Origin of the sequence: Alicyclobacillus macrosporangiidus CPP55, from assembly GCF_000702485.1 — a bacterium.
In the GTDB taxonomy this organism is placed as follows: domain Bacteria; phylum Bacillota; class Bacilli; order Alicyclobacillales; family Alicyclobacillaceae; genus Alicyclobacillus_H; species Alicyclobacillus_H macrosporangiidus_B.
On sequence record NZ_JNIL01000001.1, the window covers coordinates 322610 to 338889 of the forward strand.

Consider the following 16280-nt stretch of genomic DNA (forward strand, 5'->3'; position numbering starts at 1 on the left):
CCTGATCTTCATGGTATGCTTGTACACCGAGGAGGCAACCCGACATGGAGCTGTTCTCATACCTGGAGCGGCACGACTATGAACAGGTGGTGTTCTGCCACGATCGCGCGGCTGGCCTCAAGGCCATCATCGCCATCCACGACACCACGCTCGGCCCGGCGCTCGGCGGATGCCGGATGTGGACTTACGCGTCGGAAGAGGAGGCGCTGGTCGACGCGCTGCGTCTGGCGCGCGGGATGACATACAAGGCGGCCGCCGCAGGGCTCAACCTGGGCGGCGGCAAGACGGTGGTCATCGGAGATCCCAAGACCGACAAGTCGGAGGCCCTGTTCCGGGCGCTCGGCCGGTACATTCAAAGCCTCGGCGGCCGGTACATCACCGCGGAAGATGTGGGGACCAATGTCCACGATATGGACCTCATCCACCTGGAGACCGACTACGTCACCGGGGTATCGCAGGCTTACGGATCGAGCGGGAACCCGAGCCCGATGACGGCGTTGGGCGTGTTCCGCGGCCTGCAGGCGACCGCCAAGACGGTGTACGGCAGCGACGACGTAGCCGGGCGGACGGTGGCCATCCAGGGGCTCGGCAGCGTCGGGTGGGCGCTGGCCGAACTGCTGCACCGGCACGGCGCGAAGTTGGTCGTCACCGACATCAACCCGGATGCGCTTCGGCGGGCTCAGGCGGAGTTGGGAGCGCAGGTGGTGGCTCCGGCAGAGATTTTCTCGGTGGAGTGCGACATCTTCTCGCCGTGCGCCCTCGGCGCCGTTCTCAACGACGAGACCATCCCGCGGCTGCGCTGCCAGGTCGTCGCGGGTTCGGCGAACAATCAATTGGCCGAGGACCGCCACGGGGACATGCTGCACGAGCGGGGCATCTTGTACGCTCCCGACTACGTGATCAACGCCGGGGGGCTCATCAACGTGGCGGACGAATTGGAGGGCTACCATCCTGAACGGGCGCGCCAGAAGGTGGAGCGCATCTACGACATCATGTTAAGTCTGTACGATCTTTCCCAGCGGGAGGGCATTCCGTCGCACCGGGCGGCCGATCGTATGGCGGAGGCGCGCATCGCCCAAATGCGACAGGTACGGAGCACCTTTATCCGAGGGGAAAGAGACGCATTGAGCAGGAAGGGGGATGCGCGTGGCTGAGGAGAACTACGACCTGGTGGTGATTGGCGGCGGTATCGGGGGGTACGCAGCCGCCATCCGCGCCGCGCAGCTGGGTTTGAAGGCGGCGGTGGTGGAGCGCGACAAACTTGGAGGCACCTGCCTGCACCGGGGTTGTATACCGAGCAAGGCGCTGCTGCGCACGGCGGAGGTGCTCGCCACTGCCCGAGAGGCATCGTCTTACGGGGTGGATGCCGGCGAGCCCCGTCTCAACCTCGAACAGGCGATGGCGCGCAAACAACATGTGGTGGACCAACTGTACCAAGGCGTTCAGCTTTTGATGAAAAAGCACGGCATCGACGTCTTCCACGGCACCGGCCGCGTGATGGGTCCCTCCATCTTCTCACCGCAGGCTGGAGCGGTGGCGGTGGAACACGACGGGGACCGGCAGATCCTCACGCCGCGGTTCACCCTGATTGCGACCGGGTCCCGCGCAAAGGCACTGCCGGGACTGCCCTTCGACGGCGAGCGGATCCTTTCGAGCGATCACGCCTTGGAACTTCCGCGCCTGCCTAGTTCCATGTTGATTGTGGGCGCGGGCGCCATCGGTGTGGAGTGGGCGTCGATGATGGCCGACTTCGGGGTACAGGTCACCCTGGTGGAAGCACTGCCGCAGGTGTTGCCGCAGGAGGACGAGGACATCTCCCGGGAGATGGCGCGCCTCTTGAAGAAGAGGCGGGTTCGGGTGCTCGCTGGCGTGCGCGTGGAGACCGACACCGCGGAGTTGGACGCGGACGGCTTCTCCGTCGACGTGGTGCAGGAGGACAGCGGCGCCCGGGAGCGCGTGGCCGCGGAGGTGGTGCTGGTGGCCGTCGGGCGAGAGCCGGTGACGGAAGGGCTCGGGCTCGAGGCCACCGAGGTGCGGACCGAACGGGGTGCGATTGTCGTCGACGAACACTACCGCACAAAGGAACCGAATATCTTCGCCGTCGGGGATGTGATCGGCGGCGTGCAGCTGGCGCACGTCGCGATGCACGAGGGCATCCACGCGGTCGAGGTGATGGCGGGCCGGGCCCCGCGGCCCATCGACTACACACTCATCCCTCGCTGCACCTACAGCCGCCCGGAGGTGGCGAGCGTGGGACTGACCGAAGCCCAGGCCCGGGCGCGTGGTTGCGAGGTCGTCTGCGGCAAGTTCTCCTTCCGTGCCAACGGGAAGGCCTTGGTGTACGGCGAGCCCGACGGTTTCGTGAAGGTGGTGGCGGACCGGGATACGGACGATGTGCTGGGGGTGCACATGGTCGGGCCACGGGTGACGGACCTGGTGTCCGAGGCGGCCCTGGCCAGGGTGTTAAACGCGACGCCTTGGGAGATGGCTCACACCATTCACCCGCATCCCACCTTGTCGGAGGCCTTGGGAGAGGCGGCGCTGGCCATCGATGGATGGGCCATCCATGGGTGAACCATCGGAATCGGAGAGAGGGGTTGTGCGATGGCGGAACAGTTGAGGCACCGTGCGCTGGGCCTGACGGATGGACAGGTGCTGGAGATGTACCGCTACATGGTGCTGGCCCGCGCGGTCGATGAGCGCATGTGGCTGCTCAACCGCGCCGGAAAGGTCCCGTTCGTAATCTCTTGCCAGGGACAGGAGGCGGCGCAGGCTGGGGCGGGATTCGCGCTGGACCGGGAACGGGATTGGCTGTGCCCGTACTACCGTGACCTGTGCCTGGTCTTGATTTGGGGCCACACCGCTCGCATGGAAATGTTGGCGGCGTTCGCCAAGGCCGAGGACCCCAACAGCGGAGGGCGCCAGATGCCGGGTCACTTCGGCGATCGGAGGCGCCGAATCCTCACCGGATCGAGCCCGGTCGGCACGCAGATCCCGCACGCGGTGGGGGTGGCGCTGGCGGCAAAGATGCGCGGTGAAGATACCGTGTGCTACGTGTCCTTCGGCGAAGGTACGAGCAATCAAGGGGACTTCCACGAGGCGCTCAACTTCGCGGGCGTGCATCGGCTGCCGGTGATCTTTTTCTGCGAGAACAACAAGTACGCCATCTCGGTTCCGGAGAATAAACAGATGGCCTGCGCCAACGTCGCGGATCGCGCCCAAGGGTACGGGTTCGAGGGCGTCATCGTCGATGGCATGGACGCGCTCGATGTGTACTGGGCGGTGAAGCAGGCGGCCGACAAGGCGCGCGCTGGGGGCGGACCGACCTTGATTGAAGCGAAGACGTACCGATTGGCGCCCCATTCCAGCGACGACGACGACCGCACCTATCGTTCCAGGGAAGAGGTCGAGGAGGCGCGTCGCGGCGACGGGATCGCCCGCATGAGGGCCTACCTGTTGGACGCTGGGCTGCTCGACGAGGCGGAGGACGAAGCGTTGCGGCAGCGGATCCGGGCGGAGGTCGACGAGGCGACGGAATACGCGGAACGGGCGCCGTACGCCGATCCAGCGACGCTCACCCGGTATGTGTACGCCGAGGAGGGGTGGGCGGATGGCCATTAAGCTGTACATCGAGGCGATCCACGATGCCCTCGCCGAGGAGATGGCACGCGACGAGCGCGTGTTCATCCTCGGGGAGGATGTCGGTGTGCGCGGCGGCGTGTTCCGGGTGACGCAGGGGCTGCAGGAGCGGTTCGGTGAGTACCGGGTCCTCGACACGCCGTTGACGGAGTCGGCCATCGTCGGGGTGGCCATCGGGGCCAGCGCCGCCGGGCTCATTCCTGTGGCCGAAATCCAGTTCGCGGATTTCATCTTGCCGGCGGTCAACCAGATCATCTCCGAGGCGGCCAAGTTCCGGTACCGGTCGAACAACGACTGGAACTGTCCGATTGTCGTGCGGGCCCCCTACGGCGGCGGCGTGCACGGCGCGCTGTACCATTCGCAGAGCGTGGAGGCGCTGTTCACCCATGTGCCGGGGCTGAAGGTGGTCACGCCAGCGACTCCGGCGGACGCCGCGGGCCTGTTGCGGTCCGCCATCCGGGACCCGGATCCGGTGCTGTACTTCGAACACAAGAAGCTGTACCGGTCGGTGCGCGGCGAGGTGCCTGAAGCCGGAGAGCTGGTTCCGATCGGGCGCGCCAAGGTCCAACGGGAGGGAAGTGACCTGACCGTCATCACCTATGGACTCGGCGTGCATCTGGCGTTGGAGGCGGCAGAACAGGTGGCGGCGGAGGGCGTGTCGGTACACATCCTCGATCTGCGCACGCTCCGGCCACTCGACGAAGAGGCCATCCTGGAGGCGGCGCGCAGAACCGGCAAGGTGTTGATTGTCCACGAGGACAATAAGGTGTGCGGCGTGGGGGCCGAGGTGTCCGCCCTCATCGCGGAACAGGCCCTGTTCGACTTGGACGCGCCGATCCGCCGGTTGGCCGGACCGGAGGTGCCGGCGATGGGGTATGCACCTACGTTGGAGAAAGCGTACATGTTGAGCGTGGACGGGGTGGCGGAAGCGATGCGGGCGATGGCCCGGTTTTGACGCGGGTGCCGCCAGGGTCACGAGGAGGTGGCTGCACATGCCGGACGTGAAGATGCCTCAACTGGGCGAGAGCGTAACGGAAGGCACGATTGAAAAGTGGTTGAAGCGGGTCGGAGAGCCGGTCGCGAAGTACGAACCCTTGGCCGAAGTGGTCACGGACAAGGTGCACGCCGAGATTCCGTCGGATTTTGCGGGCGTCTTGGCGGAGATCCTGGTTCCGGAAGGCGCGACGGTGGGGGTGGGCACCGTGATCTGCCGCATTGCGGAGGACGCGTTGGATACCGGCCGGGATGAGGACCGTACTGCCGCCGCGCCGGGCCGGGAGGAAGTTCTGGGGGAACGAGGACGGGCGGATGCGGAGGATCCAGCGGGTGGAGCCGCTGGCATGCTCGCGCCCGCCGGGCGTGCCCGCTACTCGCCGGCTGTACTGCGCCTGGCCCGAGAACACGGGATTGATCTCGAAAAGGTCCCGGGCACCGGTGAGGGCGGGCGGATCACGCGCAAGGACGTGCTCGCCTACATTGACCGCATGCGCAAGGATCATGTCAGTGAGGCGACAGAGGAAGCGGTCCGTCCGGCACCCGTCGGCGAACCGACGTCCGCGCCGGGACGCCCTGCTGCGAGGGGGATACAGGCCCAGGACGACGTGGAGGTGATCCCCGTCAGCCCCATTCGCCGTACCATCGCCCGCCGGATGGTCATGTCCAAGCGCGAGGCCCCTCATGCGTGGACGATGGTCGAAGTGGACGCCAGCGGATTGGTCGCGCTGCGTGAACGTGTGAAAGCCGATTTCGAGCGCCGAGAAGGCGTCCCGCTGACCTATCTGCCATTTTTCATCAAGGCGGCGGTGGAGGCGTTGAAGCAGTTCCCCACGGTCAACGCGGCGTGGATCGACGACGCCATCCACGTGCACCGGCGCATCCACGTCTCGATCGCGGTGGCGACGGACGACGGGCTGCAGGTGCCGGTCATCCGGGACGCGGACCGCTTGAGCATCGCCGGATTGGCCCACGCCGTGCACGATCTGGCGGTTCGCGCCCGCGCCGGGCGGCTGACCCTGGCGGATGTAGAGGGGGGAACGTTCACCGTCAACAACACTGGGGCGTTCGGATCGGTGATGTCCCAGCCCATCCTCAACGCGCCTCAGGCAGCCATCCTGTCGGTGGAGGCGATCGTGAAGCGGCCAGTGGTCATCGACGACATGATCGCCATCCGAAGTATGGTCAACCTGTGCCTGTCGCTCGATCACCGCGTGCTGGACGGCTGGGTGGCCGGGCAGTTTTTGCGCGCCATCAAAGAGCGGGTGCAGTCCTACGGGGAGGACACGGCCCTCTACTGAGACGGGCACTGGCGCGGACACCGCGCGTCCCGTCGGGGCCCCGGGGTGCTCGTACGCTCCGGGGCTGCTTTGCTTTGGCCCGGAGATGGTCTACACTAGGGTTGTTACCAGGCCGGTCCACCCTGGAATGCGGATGGGGTGGCGACACGGCGCGAGGAAGGTGAACGGCGTGAACCCCAAGCTGCTCGAGAAACAACGCCTGAAGGAGGCGGCCATCCGGGAGCAGGCGAAAAACCGGCCGGATTGGCTGAAGGTCCAAATCCGCACGGGCCCCAACTTCAAAGATTTGAAGAACATCATGCGCGGCCGCTCGCTGCACACGGTGTGCGAGGAGGCGCGCTGTCCGAATATCTACGAATGCTGGGAACACCGGACGGCCACGTTTATGATCCTCGGGGACGTGTGCACCCGAGCGTGCCGTTTCTGCGCCGTCACCAGCGGCCGCCCGAGCCATCTCGACCTGCAGGAGCCGAAGCGGGTGGCGGACGCGGTGGTGGCCATGGGTCTGCAGCACGTGGTGGTCACGAGTGTGGCTCGCGACGACCTGGAGGACGGCGGCGCCTCGGTGTTCGCCGCGACCATCCGCGCCATCCGCGAGCGCGTGCCGAACTGTGGTGTCGAAGTGCTGATCCCCGACTTCCAGGGGAATTGGGACGCTCTGCGCGTGGTGATGGACGCGTCTCCCGACATCCTGAATCACAACGTCGAGACGGTGCGGCGGCTGTCGGACCGCGTCCGCTCCAAGGCCAAGTATGACCGATCCCTCGAACTCCTCCGGCGGGCCAAGGAGATGCGGCCGGACATCCGGACCAAATCGAGCATTATGGTCGGCGTCGGGGAGACTTTCGAGGAGATCCTCGAGACCATGGACGACCTGCGGGAGGTCCAGGTGGACATCCTGACCATTGGGCAATACCTGCAGCCGACGAAACAGCACCTGATGGTCGAGAAGTTCTACACCCCGACGGAGTTTTTGCGCCTGCGCGGCGAAGGGTTGAAGCGGGGGTTCGCCCACGTGGAATCCGGACCTCTGGTGCGCAGCTCCTACCATGCGCACCAGCAGGTCCTGCGCGCGGACGGCGTCCCGCTGCAGGCGCTGCCGCCCGAGGAGCGGGCGCGGCACCTGGCGGAGATGCAGGATGAGCCGGTGCAGGAGGGAGCGCGGTGAATCGCGAAAGATCGGTGCGTTGGGTCAGCCTGGGGCGTATGGACTACGACGAGGCCCTGGCCATTCAGACGCGCCAGGCCGAGCGGTTGCTGCAGGGGGAGGACGAGGCCCAGACGGTATTCGCGGTCGAACACCCGCCCACCATCACGGTGGGCCGCAGCGGCACGTTCGATCACATCCTCGCCGGCCGGGAACGGCTGCGCGAAATGGGCGTCGAGGTCCGCGAGGTCGACCGGGGTGGTGACGTCACATACCATGGCCCCGGCCAGTGGGTGCTCTACCCGGTGCTTCATCTGGAACCGTGGGGGAACGACATCGGCCGCTATGTGCGGATGCTCGAAGAGGTGGTGATCCGGGCCCTGGCGGAAGTGGGGATCACGGGCGACCGCGTCAAGGAGTATCCGGGCGTCTGGGTGGGGCGCGACAAGGTGTGTGCCATCGGTGTGCGTGCCCGCCGCCGGCCGAGCGGCGAGTTCGTCACGTATCACGGGCTGGCGCTGAACGTCAATACCAACCTGACTCATTTCAACCTGATTGTCCCATGTGGCATCAGCGACCGCGGGGTGACCTCCGTCCAGCGGCTGCTCGGCCGGGAGCAGGCCTTTTCCGAATGGGAGGCCAGGCTGCGGGCGGCCTTTGACTCGGTGTTTCTCGAGGACGGCGCGGATTCGGGGGTCACAACGGACGAAGCGGCGGAAGCGAGGTGAATGGTGCGATGTCTCTGGCGGTGACGGCGACCATCATGGTCGCGGCGGCGGTGGTGATCATGGGCGTCATCTGGATCTTGGGCGGCGTCGTCGGGCGGAATCGCCGATAGAGAGGTGGGGGGCGTTGGCGCTCATTCAATGGAGGGGGGCGTGCGCATGGCGAATTTGCAGGAACGGATGCGAGCCTGGCAGGAGCGGGTGGAGCGCTCCCTGGAAAAGCGTCCGGAGCGCAAGGAACGGTTTGTCAACGGATCGGACATTCCCATCCAGCGGTTGTACACCCCCCTCGACGGGGTGAAGACGGAGGAGGACTACATAGAGAAGCTCGGCTTTCCGGGTGAATACCCGTACACGCGGGGCATCCAGCCGACGATGTACCGGGGCCGCCACTGGACGATGCGCCAATACGCCGGTTTTGGTTCGGCGGAACAGACGAACCGGCGGTTCCGTTATCTGTTGGAGCAAGGCCAGACGGGATTGAGCACGGCGTTCGATCTCCCGACGCAGATCGGCTACGACGCCGACCACCCGATGGCTCGCGGCGAGGTCGGCAAGGTCGGGGTGTCGATCTCGTCGCTTGCCGACATGGAGACCCTGTTGCAGGGCATCCCGTTGGATCGGGTGTCGACATCGATGACCATCAACGCCCCGGCGTCCATCCTCCTGGCCATGTACCTGGTGGTCGCGGAGCGGCAGGGCGTGGCGTGGGACAAGGTGTCCGGCACCATCCAGAACGACATCCTCAAGGAGTACGCCGCCCGCGGCACCTACATCTTCCCGCCCAAACCGTCGATGCGGCTCATCACGGACATCTTCGAGTTCTGCTCGAAGGAGGTCCCGAACTGGAACACCATCTCCATCAGCGGGTATCACATCCGGGAGGCGGGTTCGACGGCGGTACAGGAGGTGGCGTTCACGCTCTCGAACGCCATTGCCTACGTCCAGGCGGCGCTGGAGAAGGGCCTCCAGGTGGACGAGTTCGCGCCGAGGCTGTCGTTTTTCTTCAACGCCCACAACGATTTCTTCGAGGAGATCGCGAAGTTCCGCGCCGCCCGGCGGATGTGGGCGAAGATCATGCGCGATCGCTTCGGGGCCAAGTCGCCTCGCTCCCAGCAGTTGCGCTTTCACACGCAGACGGCGGGAAGCACCTTGACGGCGCAGCAGCCGGACAACAACGTCGTGCGGGTCACGGTTCAGGCGATGGCGGCCATCCTCGGCGGCACCCAGAGCCTGCACACCAATGCCCGCGACGAGGCATTGGCGCTGCCGACCGAGGAATCCGCCCGATTGGCGCTGCGCACGCAGCAGATTCTCGCGTACGAAAGCGGTCTCACCGACACCATTGATCCGCTCGCTGGCAGCTACTACGTGGAGGCGCTGACCGACGCGATCGAGGCGGCGGCGTGGACATACATCGAGTACATCGACCAGATGGGCGGCGCTGTGGCGGCCATTGAGCAGGGCTACATCCAGCAGGAGATCCGGCGCGCGGCCTACGACACCCAGATGGCGATTGAACGCGGCGACCAGGTGGTGGTCGGGGTCAACCGGTTCACCGTGGAACAGGAGCGGCAGCCGGAGCTTCTGCGCGTCGACCCGAACATCGGCCGCGTCCAGGCGGAGCGGCTGGCGAAGCTGCGGGCGGAGCGCGCGGAGGAACCCGTCCGGGAGGCCTTGGCGGACCTCCGGGCGGCGGCCGAGGGCACGGCCAACCTGATGCCGAAGATCATCCAGGCGGTGCGGGTGTACGCCACTTTGGGCGAGATCTGCGACACCTTGCGCCAGGTGTTTGGCGAGTACCGCCCAGCGGTGTTCTGAGGCGCGATCTGAGACAGATGGGGGCAGGACAATGCAGCAGATACGCGTGTTGATCGCCAAACCGGGTTTGGATGGCCACGACCGCGGGGCGCTCGTCATCGCCCAGGGGCTGCGTGATCAGGGCATGGAGGTCATCTATACCGGGCTTCGCCAGACGCCGGAGCAGATTGTCGAGACGGCCATCCAGGAGGACGTCGCCTGTATCGGGCTGTCCAGCCTCTCGGGGGCGCACATGGAACTGTTCCCGGAAGTCGTGCGACTGCTCCGGGAGCGCCAGGCGGACGACATCCTCGTCATCGGCGGCGGCGTCATCCCTGAGGCGGATATCCCGGCCTTGCAGGCCGCCGGGATCGCCATGGTGTTCACGCCGGGCACCCGGATTGAGGACGTGGCATCCTTCATCCGGGCGCACGTCAAGCTCCGCGACCTCGCTGACGCGCCTCCGGTGGAGCCGGTGGCGAAGCAGGTCGATCACATCGGCATCGCGGTGCGGAGCATCGCTGAGGCGCTGCCGTTTTACACCCGTCATCTGGGCCTGACCGTCGATCACGACGAAATCATCCCGGATCAAAAGGTGCGCGCGGTGTTCGTCCGCGCCGGGGATCTCCATCTGGAGCTGCTCGAGCCGACGTCGCCCGACAGCCCGATCGCGCAGTTCCTCGACAAGCGCGGTCCGGGGCTGCACCATGTGGCGTACCGCGTCGAAGACATCGACCGGGCGCTGTCGGCTCTGAAGGAGGCCGGCGTGCGGCTGATCGACGAACAGCCGCGGCCGGGCGGGCTGGGCAAGCGGATCGCGTTCATCCACCCGAAAGAGGCCCACGGCGTGTTGACGGAGTACTGCCAGCGCGTGGGGGAGGCCGCGGAATGACGGAGGACAAGGTATATGAACTGCAGGACCGGCGGCGCCGCGCAGAGTTGGGCGGAGGCGATCGGCGCATTCTGCAGCAGCACGAAAAGGGAAAGCTGACCGCGCGCGAGCGGATCGAAAAACTGCTCGACGAGGGGACGTTCCGGGAGCTGAACCTGTTCTCGGCCACGCGCGTCCACTACGACGGGCAGCCGGTGGACGCACCCGGCGAGGGGGTCGTCACCGGATGGGGGGAGATCGACGGACGCACGGTCTACGTGTTCGCGCAGGATTTCACCGTCTACGGCGGGGCCCTCGGCGAGGTGCACGCTCAGAAGATCGTCAACGTGATGGACCTCGCGGCCAAGAACGGTGCGCCCGTCATCGGCCTCAACGATTCGGGCGGGGCGCGCATCCAGGAGGGCGTCGTGTCCCTCGACGGCTACGGCCACATCTTCTATCGAAACGCTGTCTATTCGGGCGTGATCCCGCAGATCTCCGTGATCATGGGGCCGTGCGCCGGAGGCGCCGTGTATTCGCCGGCCATCACGGATTTCATCTTCATGGTGGAAGGCACCAGCCAGATGTTCATCACCGGCCCCAAGGTGATTGAGACGGTGACCGGCGAGAAGATCTCGAGCGAGGACCTCGGTGGGGCACGGGTCCAGGAAGGCGTAAGCGGGGTCGCCCACTTCACGGCGGCGAGCGAGGAGGAGGCCCTGTCGCAGGTACGGCGGCTGCTCAGCTTCCTGCCCTCGTCGTGCAATGAGCGCCCGCCGCACCGCGAGATCCCGTTCGTGTGGGCGCCCGACGACGCACTGCTGGAGCTGGTGCCGGAGGACGGCACGCGGGTGTACGATGTCAAGGACGTCATCCGCCGCGTGTTGGACGACGGGGATTTTCTCGAGGTGCAGCCGACGTTCGCCCGCAACGCGGTCGTCGGGTTCGGGCGCATCGGCGGGTACGTCACCGGCGTGATCGCCAACCAGCCCAAATTTATGGCGGGCGGGCTCGACATCGACTCGTCGGATAAGATCGCCCGTTTCATCCGCTTCTGCGACTCGTTCAACATCCCGCTCGTGACGTTCGTCGACGTCACCGGATTCATCCCCGGCGTCAAACAGGAGCACGGGGGCATCATCCGGCACGGGGCGAAGGTGCTGTACGCTTATTCGGAGGCGACGGTGCCGAAGGTGACGGTGATCCTGCGCAAGGCGTACGGAGGGGCGTACGTGGCCATGAACAGCAAGGCTATCGGGGCGGACCTGGTGTACGCCTGGCCGGGGGCGGAGATCGCGGTGATGGGCCCGGAGGGGGCGGCCAACATCATCTACGCCAAGGAGATCGCGCAGAGCCCGGATCCGGAGGCTACGCGCCGGCGGCGCATCCAGGAGTACCGGGAGCGCTTCGCCAACCCGTACGTGGCGGCAGGAGCGGGGATGGTGGACGACGTGATCGATCCGCGGGAGACGCGCGTCAAGCTGTACGAGGCGCTGCGCTTATTGGCGCGCAAGCACGAGACGCGGCCGGCGAAGAAGCACGGGAACATCCCGCTGTGAGCGCGGACGCGGTCATCGACGAGCGGGCATTGGCGGAATGGCTCCTGGACCTGTTGCGCCTGGACAGCCCGCCGCTCCGGGAGGCCGCGGTCTGGCGCCGATGCGCCGAGTTCCTGCGGGGGCTCGGCTTTGACGTGTGGGACGACGGCACGGGGGAGCGCATCGGCGGGGCGTGCGGCAACCTTTTGGCGGTGCGGCGGGGGGATCCGAAGCGGGCCGCCGTCCTGTTGTCGGGGCACTTGGACACGGTGGAAGGGTGCGCGGGGGCTCAGCCCTACGTCGACGCGGAGGGCGTCGTCCGCAATCGCCTGCCGCGCCCGCTCGGCGCCGACGACAAGGCGGGGGTGGCGGCCATCCTCTTCGGGGTTGCCGTTGCGGTGCGCAGCGGCGGCTCGCACGGCGATGTGTGTGTGGTTCTGACGGTCGCTGAGGAGCGCGGCCTGTTGGGGGCGAGGCACCTGCGGCGCGAGGCCATCCGGGCGGAGGTGGGGCTCGCTTTGGACGGCGACGGGCCCCTCGGCACGGTCGTCACCCAGGGCCCGGCCTTGGCGCACTGGAAGGTGTCGTTCCGACGGCGCGGGGAAGCGTCTGACGCCCCGGCCCTGCGCCGTGCCGTCATGGCCGCTGCGGCCCGCTTCACCGGCGCGCCTTCCGATGAAGGCCCCCGCGTGCGCGCCACCGCCTTTTCGCAGGATGCGGAGGACGGGCCGGGCGGGCTCGTCCTGTGCGGCGAGGTGAGCGCCGCCACCCGGGGGGCGGCGGTTCGAGCCTTGATGGAAGCGTTTGGGCCGCTGCGAGCGGCCGCGCGGTCGTTTCATTTCGGGTGGAAGGCCTCGGTTTCCTGGCTGTCGCACGGCTTCACGCTGCCAGACCATCACCCGGCGCTGGTACGGGCAGAGGCAGCGCTGCGAGCGGCCGGCGTCCGCCCGAGGCGTGTTTCGGCCGACGGCGCCAGCGACGCAGATGTGCTGTGTCATCTCGGCATCCCGACGGTGAACATCGGGATCGGCTGCGTGGACAGCCACAGGCCCGGAGAACACATCCGGCTCGCGGACGTGGCGGCGGTCGCCCAGGCGGTCTCAGCCTTCGTCCAGGGGGTCACATAGCATCCGTCTGGCACTGCAAACTAACCCCCATAACGCAGTCGGAGAAGGAGGAACCATGGACAATTCTTTGCAGGAGCGGGTCCTCGAACGGACGCGCGTGTTCAGCGGCCGGATGATCCAGTTGGAGACGTGGCGCGTGCAGCTGCCCGACGGGCGGGAGGCCGGCCGCGAGGTGGTGCTGCATCCGGGCGCGGTCGCCATCCTCGCGGAGTCGGAGCCGGGGGTGGTGCTGTGCGTGGAACAGTACCGGACGGCGACGGGGGAGACGCTGTTGGAGATCCCGGCGGGCAAACTGGAGCCCGGGGAGGCACCGGCGGCGTGCGCCATGCGGGAGTTGGCCGAAGAGACCGGGTACACCGCCGCCAAGCTCACGCCGATCGCGTCCTTTTTCACCAGCCCGGGGTTCGCGGACGAACTGGTTCACCTGTTTTACGCCACCGGCCTCACCCGGGGCGACGCCCATCCGGACGCGGATGAGTTCGTACGGCTGCGCCCGGTCACGAAAGACGAGGCGAGCGCATGGGTGGCGGAAGGGCGCCTGCGGGACGCGAAGACCCTCGTCGCCTTCTTGTGGTGGCTCGGGCAGTCGGGAGCGGCGAAGCGGTGAACCGGTACTTTTGCGACTTTCACATCCACATCGGACGGGCGATGGGCCGGCCGGTGAAGATGGCCGCCGCGCCTTCGCTCACCCTTGACGCAGTCCTCGATCACGCGAGGCGGCGCAAAGGGCTCCATCTGATCACCGTGATCGACGCCGTGTGCACCCCGGTGCTGGCCGAGCTGGAGGCGTACGTGCGCGACGGACGCCTGCAGCCGGTACCGGGCGGCGGGCTGGTGACGGAGCAGGGGCTCGTCATCCTGCTCGGGGCTGAGGTGGAGGTGGCGGGGCCGTCGGGCGGCGCTGCGCACTTCGGGGCGTGGTTCGGGGACCTTCCGGCGGCGCAGGACTTCCACCACTGGCTCGCCACCGTGCAGACGAATCCGAGCCTGTCCTCCCAGCGCGCGAGCGTGGATGCCCTCCGGCTCGAGCACGAGGTCGTGGCGCGCGGCGGACTGTTCGTCATCCATCACGCGTTCACGCCGCACAAGGGCCTGTACGGGAACTGCGTCGCGCACATGGCGGACATGGTCGATCCCGCCGGCGTCGCGGCGCTGGAGTTGGGGCTGTCGGCGGACACGGACATGGCGGATTGCCTCAGCGAACTGGAGGATGTCACCTTTCTCACCGATTCGGACGCGCACTCGGTGCAGAAGATCGCCCGCGAGTACAATGAGCTCCGGATGGCGCAGGCGTGCTTTGCTGAGGTGGAGCGGGCCCTGGCCCGGCGGGACGGTCGAGGCGTGGCGGCGAACTACGGCCTGACGCCGGCCCTCGGCAAGTACCACCGGACCGCCTGCGCCGCCTGCGGGCGTCCGTGGCCGGACGGGCAGGTGGTGTGCCCCTGCGGCGGGCGACGGCGGACAGTGGGCGTGTTCGACCGCCTGATCGAGGTTCGGGATCGCGAGATGCCGGTACATCCTCGCCACCGGCCGCCTTACGTCCACCAGATCCCCCTGGAGTTCGTCCCCGGTCTCGGCCCCAAGTCGCGGGAGCGCCTGTTTTCCGCCTTTGGCACGGAGATGGCCATCCTGCACGACGTGCCCGTGGAGGCCCTGGCGGAGGTGGTCGGGGCGACGCTGGCCCGGCGGATCGACGATGCCCGTTCGGGCCGTCTCCAGGTGCGCACGGGCGGCGGCGGCGTGTACGGGAAGGTGTTGGCCTGAGGGGCATGAACGGCGGACGGGCCGCATAGGGATGGGGATAGGTTGGACAGGGAGGAGTGACGTGTCCGTGATCCCCATCCCAGCGGCAGGCATCCCATGGGCCGAGCGGGCGGCGAGCGGCTGGCGGTGGCTGTGCACGCGCGGCCGGCCGTTTTGGCGCGCCTGGACGTTTTTGACCGCGGTGGTGCTGTGCGGGCTGGTGTTCGGTGGTTTGACCGCCGGGCAGTTGAATGCGGCGGATACCACCGTATTGGCGCGTTCGGTCCAAGAGCTGCTGACGGCTGTCGGCCAGCATCAGCTAGCCCCGGCGCACACACTGTGGTGGCAGCGCATGATTGGGGACGGGCAGCTGCTCGCCCTGTTGTGGTTATTCGGGGTGTCGGTGATCGGGCTGCCGTTCATCGTCATCGCCCTTTTTCTACGCGCGTTCGGCGTCGGCTTTGCCGTGGGATTCACAGTCCTGCAGTTCGGTTGGCGCGGCCTGGTCGTCGCCGCCATCGCCGTGTTCTTACATCAACTGCTCTCGATGACGGCGCTGTTGGGAGCGGGGGTGGCGGCGCTGCGCTTCTCGGCCGACATCCTGCGCCAGGTGCACACGCGCCCGCGGCTCCCCATGGCTCTGCTGCAATACAGCGCCTGGTTCCTGCTCTGTCTCGGCGGCCTGATGGCGGGGGCGTCCGTGCAGGCGTACGTGGCACCGGCTCTCCTGACTGCAGCGTTCACCCCGTGAGGAGGGCGGGATTTCTGGACTGGCGAGGAGGCGTGGCTTTGAAGCGGTTCACCCACCGCAACGAATCGTTCACCTGCGCCCACTGCGGCGCCGAAGTACCGGCGGCGGCGCGCACCTGCCGCAACCATTGCCCGCACTGTCTGTACTCGCTGCATCTGGATGTGTTCCCCGGTGACCGGGCGGCGAACTGCGGCGGACTGATGGCGCCGGTGCGCGTGACCTACCACAGCAAGAAAGGCTATCAGATTGTCCACCGGTGTGAACGGTGCGGTCACGAATCGGTGAACATCGCGGCGTTGGACGATCCGGTTCAACCCGATTCCCTCGACGCCTTGATGGCGGTGATGCGGCGTGGCTGAATCCCTGCATGTACGAGGGAGGGACCCATGGTGGCGGGGAAATTGTGGCGCCTGGCGGGCTGGCTGGTGAGCGGATTGGTCATCGCCCTCAGTGTGTATACGCTGCAGCAGGCGACGGGGCGGGTTCCTGCGCGCGATCCGTACGCCCCCCCGCACGCCCCCTACGTGTCCGTCAGCCAAGGGGAACCGGGGGGAATGCGCGCGGCGGCACGGGCTCTCGGGCAGGCGGTGCTCTTCTGGTGGCGGGAAGACGGGTTGCGCTGATGGAACCAACGGCTTGGGCAGG

Annotated in this window: 16 protein-coding genes; all 16 read left to right on the forward strand. The window is 67.2% G+C overall.

Going from position 1 to position 16280, the window contains the following annotated elements; genetic code table 11:
* The first annotated feature begins 44 nt into the window (after window positions 1-44).
* The 16 genes from N687_RS0101730 (at window position 45) to N687_RS0101810 (ending at window position 16258) form a co-directional block, all read left to right on the forward strand.
* On the forward strand, window positions 45-1154 hold the full coding sequence (locus N687_RS0101730) for a Glu/Leu/Phe/Val family dehydrogenase (RefSeq protein WP_029420219.1): 1110 nt from the start codon (window positions 45-47) through the stop codon (window positions 1152-1154).
* On the forward strand, window positions 1147-2574 hold the full coding sequence (lpdA, locus tag N687_RS0101735) for a dihydrolipoyl dehydrogenase (protein ID WP_029420220.1): 1428 nt from the start codon (window positions 1147-1149) through the stop codon (window positions 2572-2574). Before N687_RS0101730 ends, lpdA begins: the two co-directional genes overlap by 8 nt.
* Before the next feature lie 30 nt (window positions 2575-2604).
* The gene (locus tag N687_RS0101740) at window positions 2605-3621 is read left to right on the forward strand and encodes a thiamine pyrophosphate-dependent dehydrogenase E1 component subunit alpha (RefSeq protein WP_029420221.1); all 1017 of its coding nucleotides are present in this window, start codon (window positions 2605-2607) and stop codon (window positions 3619-3621) included.
* Window positions 3611-4594 (forward strand): alpha-ketoacid dehydrogenase subunit beta, encoded by a 984-nt coding sequence (locus N687_RS0101745; RefSeq protein WP_029420222.1) that lies wholly within the window; start codon window positions 3611-3613, stop codon window positions 4592-4594. The genes N687_RS0101740 and N687_RS0101745 overlap by 11 nt, the downstream gene beginning before the upstream one ends.
* A gap of 37 nt (window positions 4595-4631) precedes the next feature.
* Window positions 4632-5933: a dihydrolipoamide acetyltransferase family protein gene (locus tag N687_RS0101750; protein WP_029420223.1), complete on the forward strand. Its 1302-nt coding sequence runs from the start codon at window positions 4632-4634 to the stop codon at window positions 5931-5933.
* 181 nt (window positions 5934-6114) lie between these two features.
* The gene (lipA, locus tag N687_RS0101755) at window positions 6115-7101 is read left to right on the forward strand and encodes a lipoyl synthase (protein ID WP_051663522.1); all 987 of its coding nucleotides are present in this window, start codon (window positions 6115-6117) and stop codon (window positions 7099-7101) included.
* Window positions 7098-7808: a lipoyl(octanoyl) transferase LipB gene (gene lipB / locus N687_RS0101760; RefSeq protein ID WP_231493371.1), complete on the forward strand. Its 711-nt coding sequence runs from the start codon at window positions 7098-7100 to the stop codon at window positions 7806-7808. The genes lipA and lipB overlap by 4 nt, the downstream gene beginning before the upstream one ends.
* 156 nt (window positions 7809-7964) lie before the next feature.
* Window positions 7965-9626: an acyl-CoA mutase large subunit family protein gene (locus N687_RS0101770; protein ID WP_029420226.1), complete on the forward strand. Its 1662-nt coding sequence runs from the start codon at window positions 7965-7967 to the stop codon at window positions 9624-9626.
* Window positions 9627-9657: 31 nt separating this feature from the next.
* Window positions 9658-10497, forward strand: a complete 840-nt coding sequence (gene mce / locus N687_RS0101775) for a methylmalonyl-CoA epimerase (protein ID WP_029420227.1) — start codon at window positions 9658-9660, stop codon at window positions 10495-10497.
* Window positions 10494-12035, forward strand: a complete 1542-nt coding sequence (locus N687_RS0101780) for an acyl-CoA carboxylase subunit beta (RefSeq protein WP_029420228.1) — start codon at window positions 10494-10496, stop codon at window positions 12033-12035. The genes mce and N687_RS0101780 overlap by 4 nt, the downstream gene beginning before the upstream one ends.
* Window positions 12032-13141 carry a M20/M25/M40 family metallo-hydrolase gene (locus N687_RS0101785; protein WP_029420229.1) on the forward strand — a complete coding sequence of 370 codons (1110 nt, stop codon included), beginning with the start codon at window positions 12032-12034 and terminating at the stop codon, window positions 13139-13141. The genes N687_RS0101780 and N687_RS0101785 overlap by 4 nt, the downstream gene beginning before the upstream one ends.
* Before the next feature lie 55 nt (window positions 13142-13196).
* Entirely contained in the window at window positions 13197-13748 is a 552-nt protein-coding gene (locus N687_RS0101790; RefSeq protein WP_029420230.1) for an NUDIX hydrolase, read from the forward strand.
* A complete protein-coding gene (locus N687_RS0101795; protein ID WP_029420231.1) occupies window positions 13745-14905 on the forward strand; it encodes an endonuclease Q family protein in 1161 nt (386 codons plus the stop codon). The genes N687_RS0101790 and N687_RS0101795 overlap by 4 nt, the downstream gene beginning before the upstream one ends.
* Window positions 14906-14966: 61 nt before the next feature.
* Window positions 14967-15635: a stage II sporulation protein M gene (gene spoIIM, locus N687_RS0101800; RefSeq protein WP_051662865.1), complete on the forward strand. Its 669-nt coding sequence runs from the start codon at window positions 14967-14969 to the stop codon at window positions 15633-15635.
* Window positions 15636-15667: 32 nt separating this feature from the next.
* The gene (locus N687_RS0101805; protein WP_419670112.1) at window positions 15668-15994 is read left to right on the forward strand and encodes an RNHCP domain-containing protein; all 327 of its coding nucleotides are present in this window, start codon (window positions 15668-15670) and stop codon (window positions 15992-15994) included.
* Between the two features lie 30 nt (window positions 15995-16024).
* Window positions 16025-16258 (forward strand): hypothetical protein, encoded by a 234-nt coding sequence (locus tag N687_RS0101810; RefSeq protein WP_156040004.1) that lies wholly within the window; start codon window positions 16025-16027, stop codon window positions 16256-16258.
* Window positions 16259-16280 lie beyond the last annotated feature (22 nt).

Coding starts and splice junctions, on each gene's coding strand:
- N687_RS0101730 (WP_029420219.1), top strand. CDS start 45: ATGGAGCTGTTCTCATACCTGGAGCGGCACGACTATGAACAGGTGGTG.
- N687_RS0101740 (WP_029420221.1), top strand. CDS start 2,605: ATGGCGGAACAGTTGAGGCACCGTGCGCTGGGCCTGACGGATGGACAG.
- N687_RS0101745 (WP_029420222.1), top strand. CDS start 3,611: ATGGCCATTAAGCTGTACATCGAGGCGATCCACGATGCCCTCGCCGAG.
- N687_RS0101750 (WP_029420223.1), top strand. CDS start 4,632: ATGCCGGACGTGAAGATGCCTCAACTGGGCGAGAGCGTAACGGAAGGC.
- N687_RS0101770 (WP_029420226.1), top strand. CDS start 7,965: ATGGCGAATTTGCAGGAACGGATGCGAGCCTGGCAGGAGCGGGTGGAG.
- mce (WP_029420227.1), top strand. CDS start 9,658: ATGCAGCAGATACGCGTGTTGATCGCCAAACCGGGTTTGGATGGCCAC.
- N687_RS0101780 (WP_029420228.1), top strand. CDS start 10,494: ATGACGGAGGACAAGGTATATGAACTGCAGGACCGGCGGCGCCGCGCA.
- N687_RS0101790 (WP_029420230.1), top strand. CDS start 13,197: ATGGACAATTCTTTGCAGGAGCGGGTCCTCGAACGGACGCGCGTGTTC.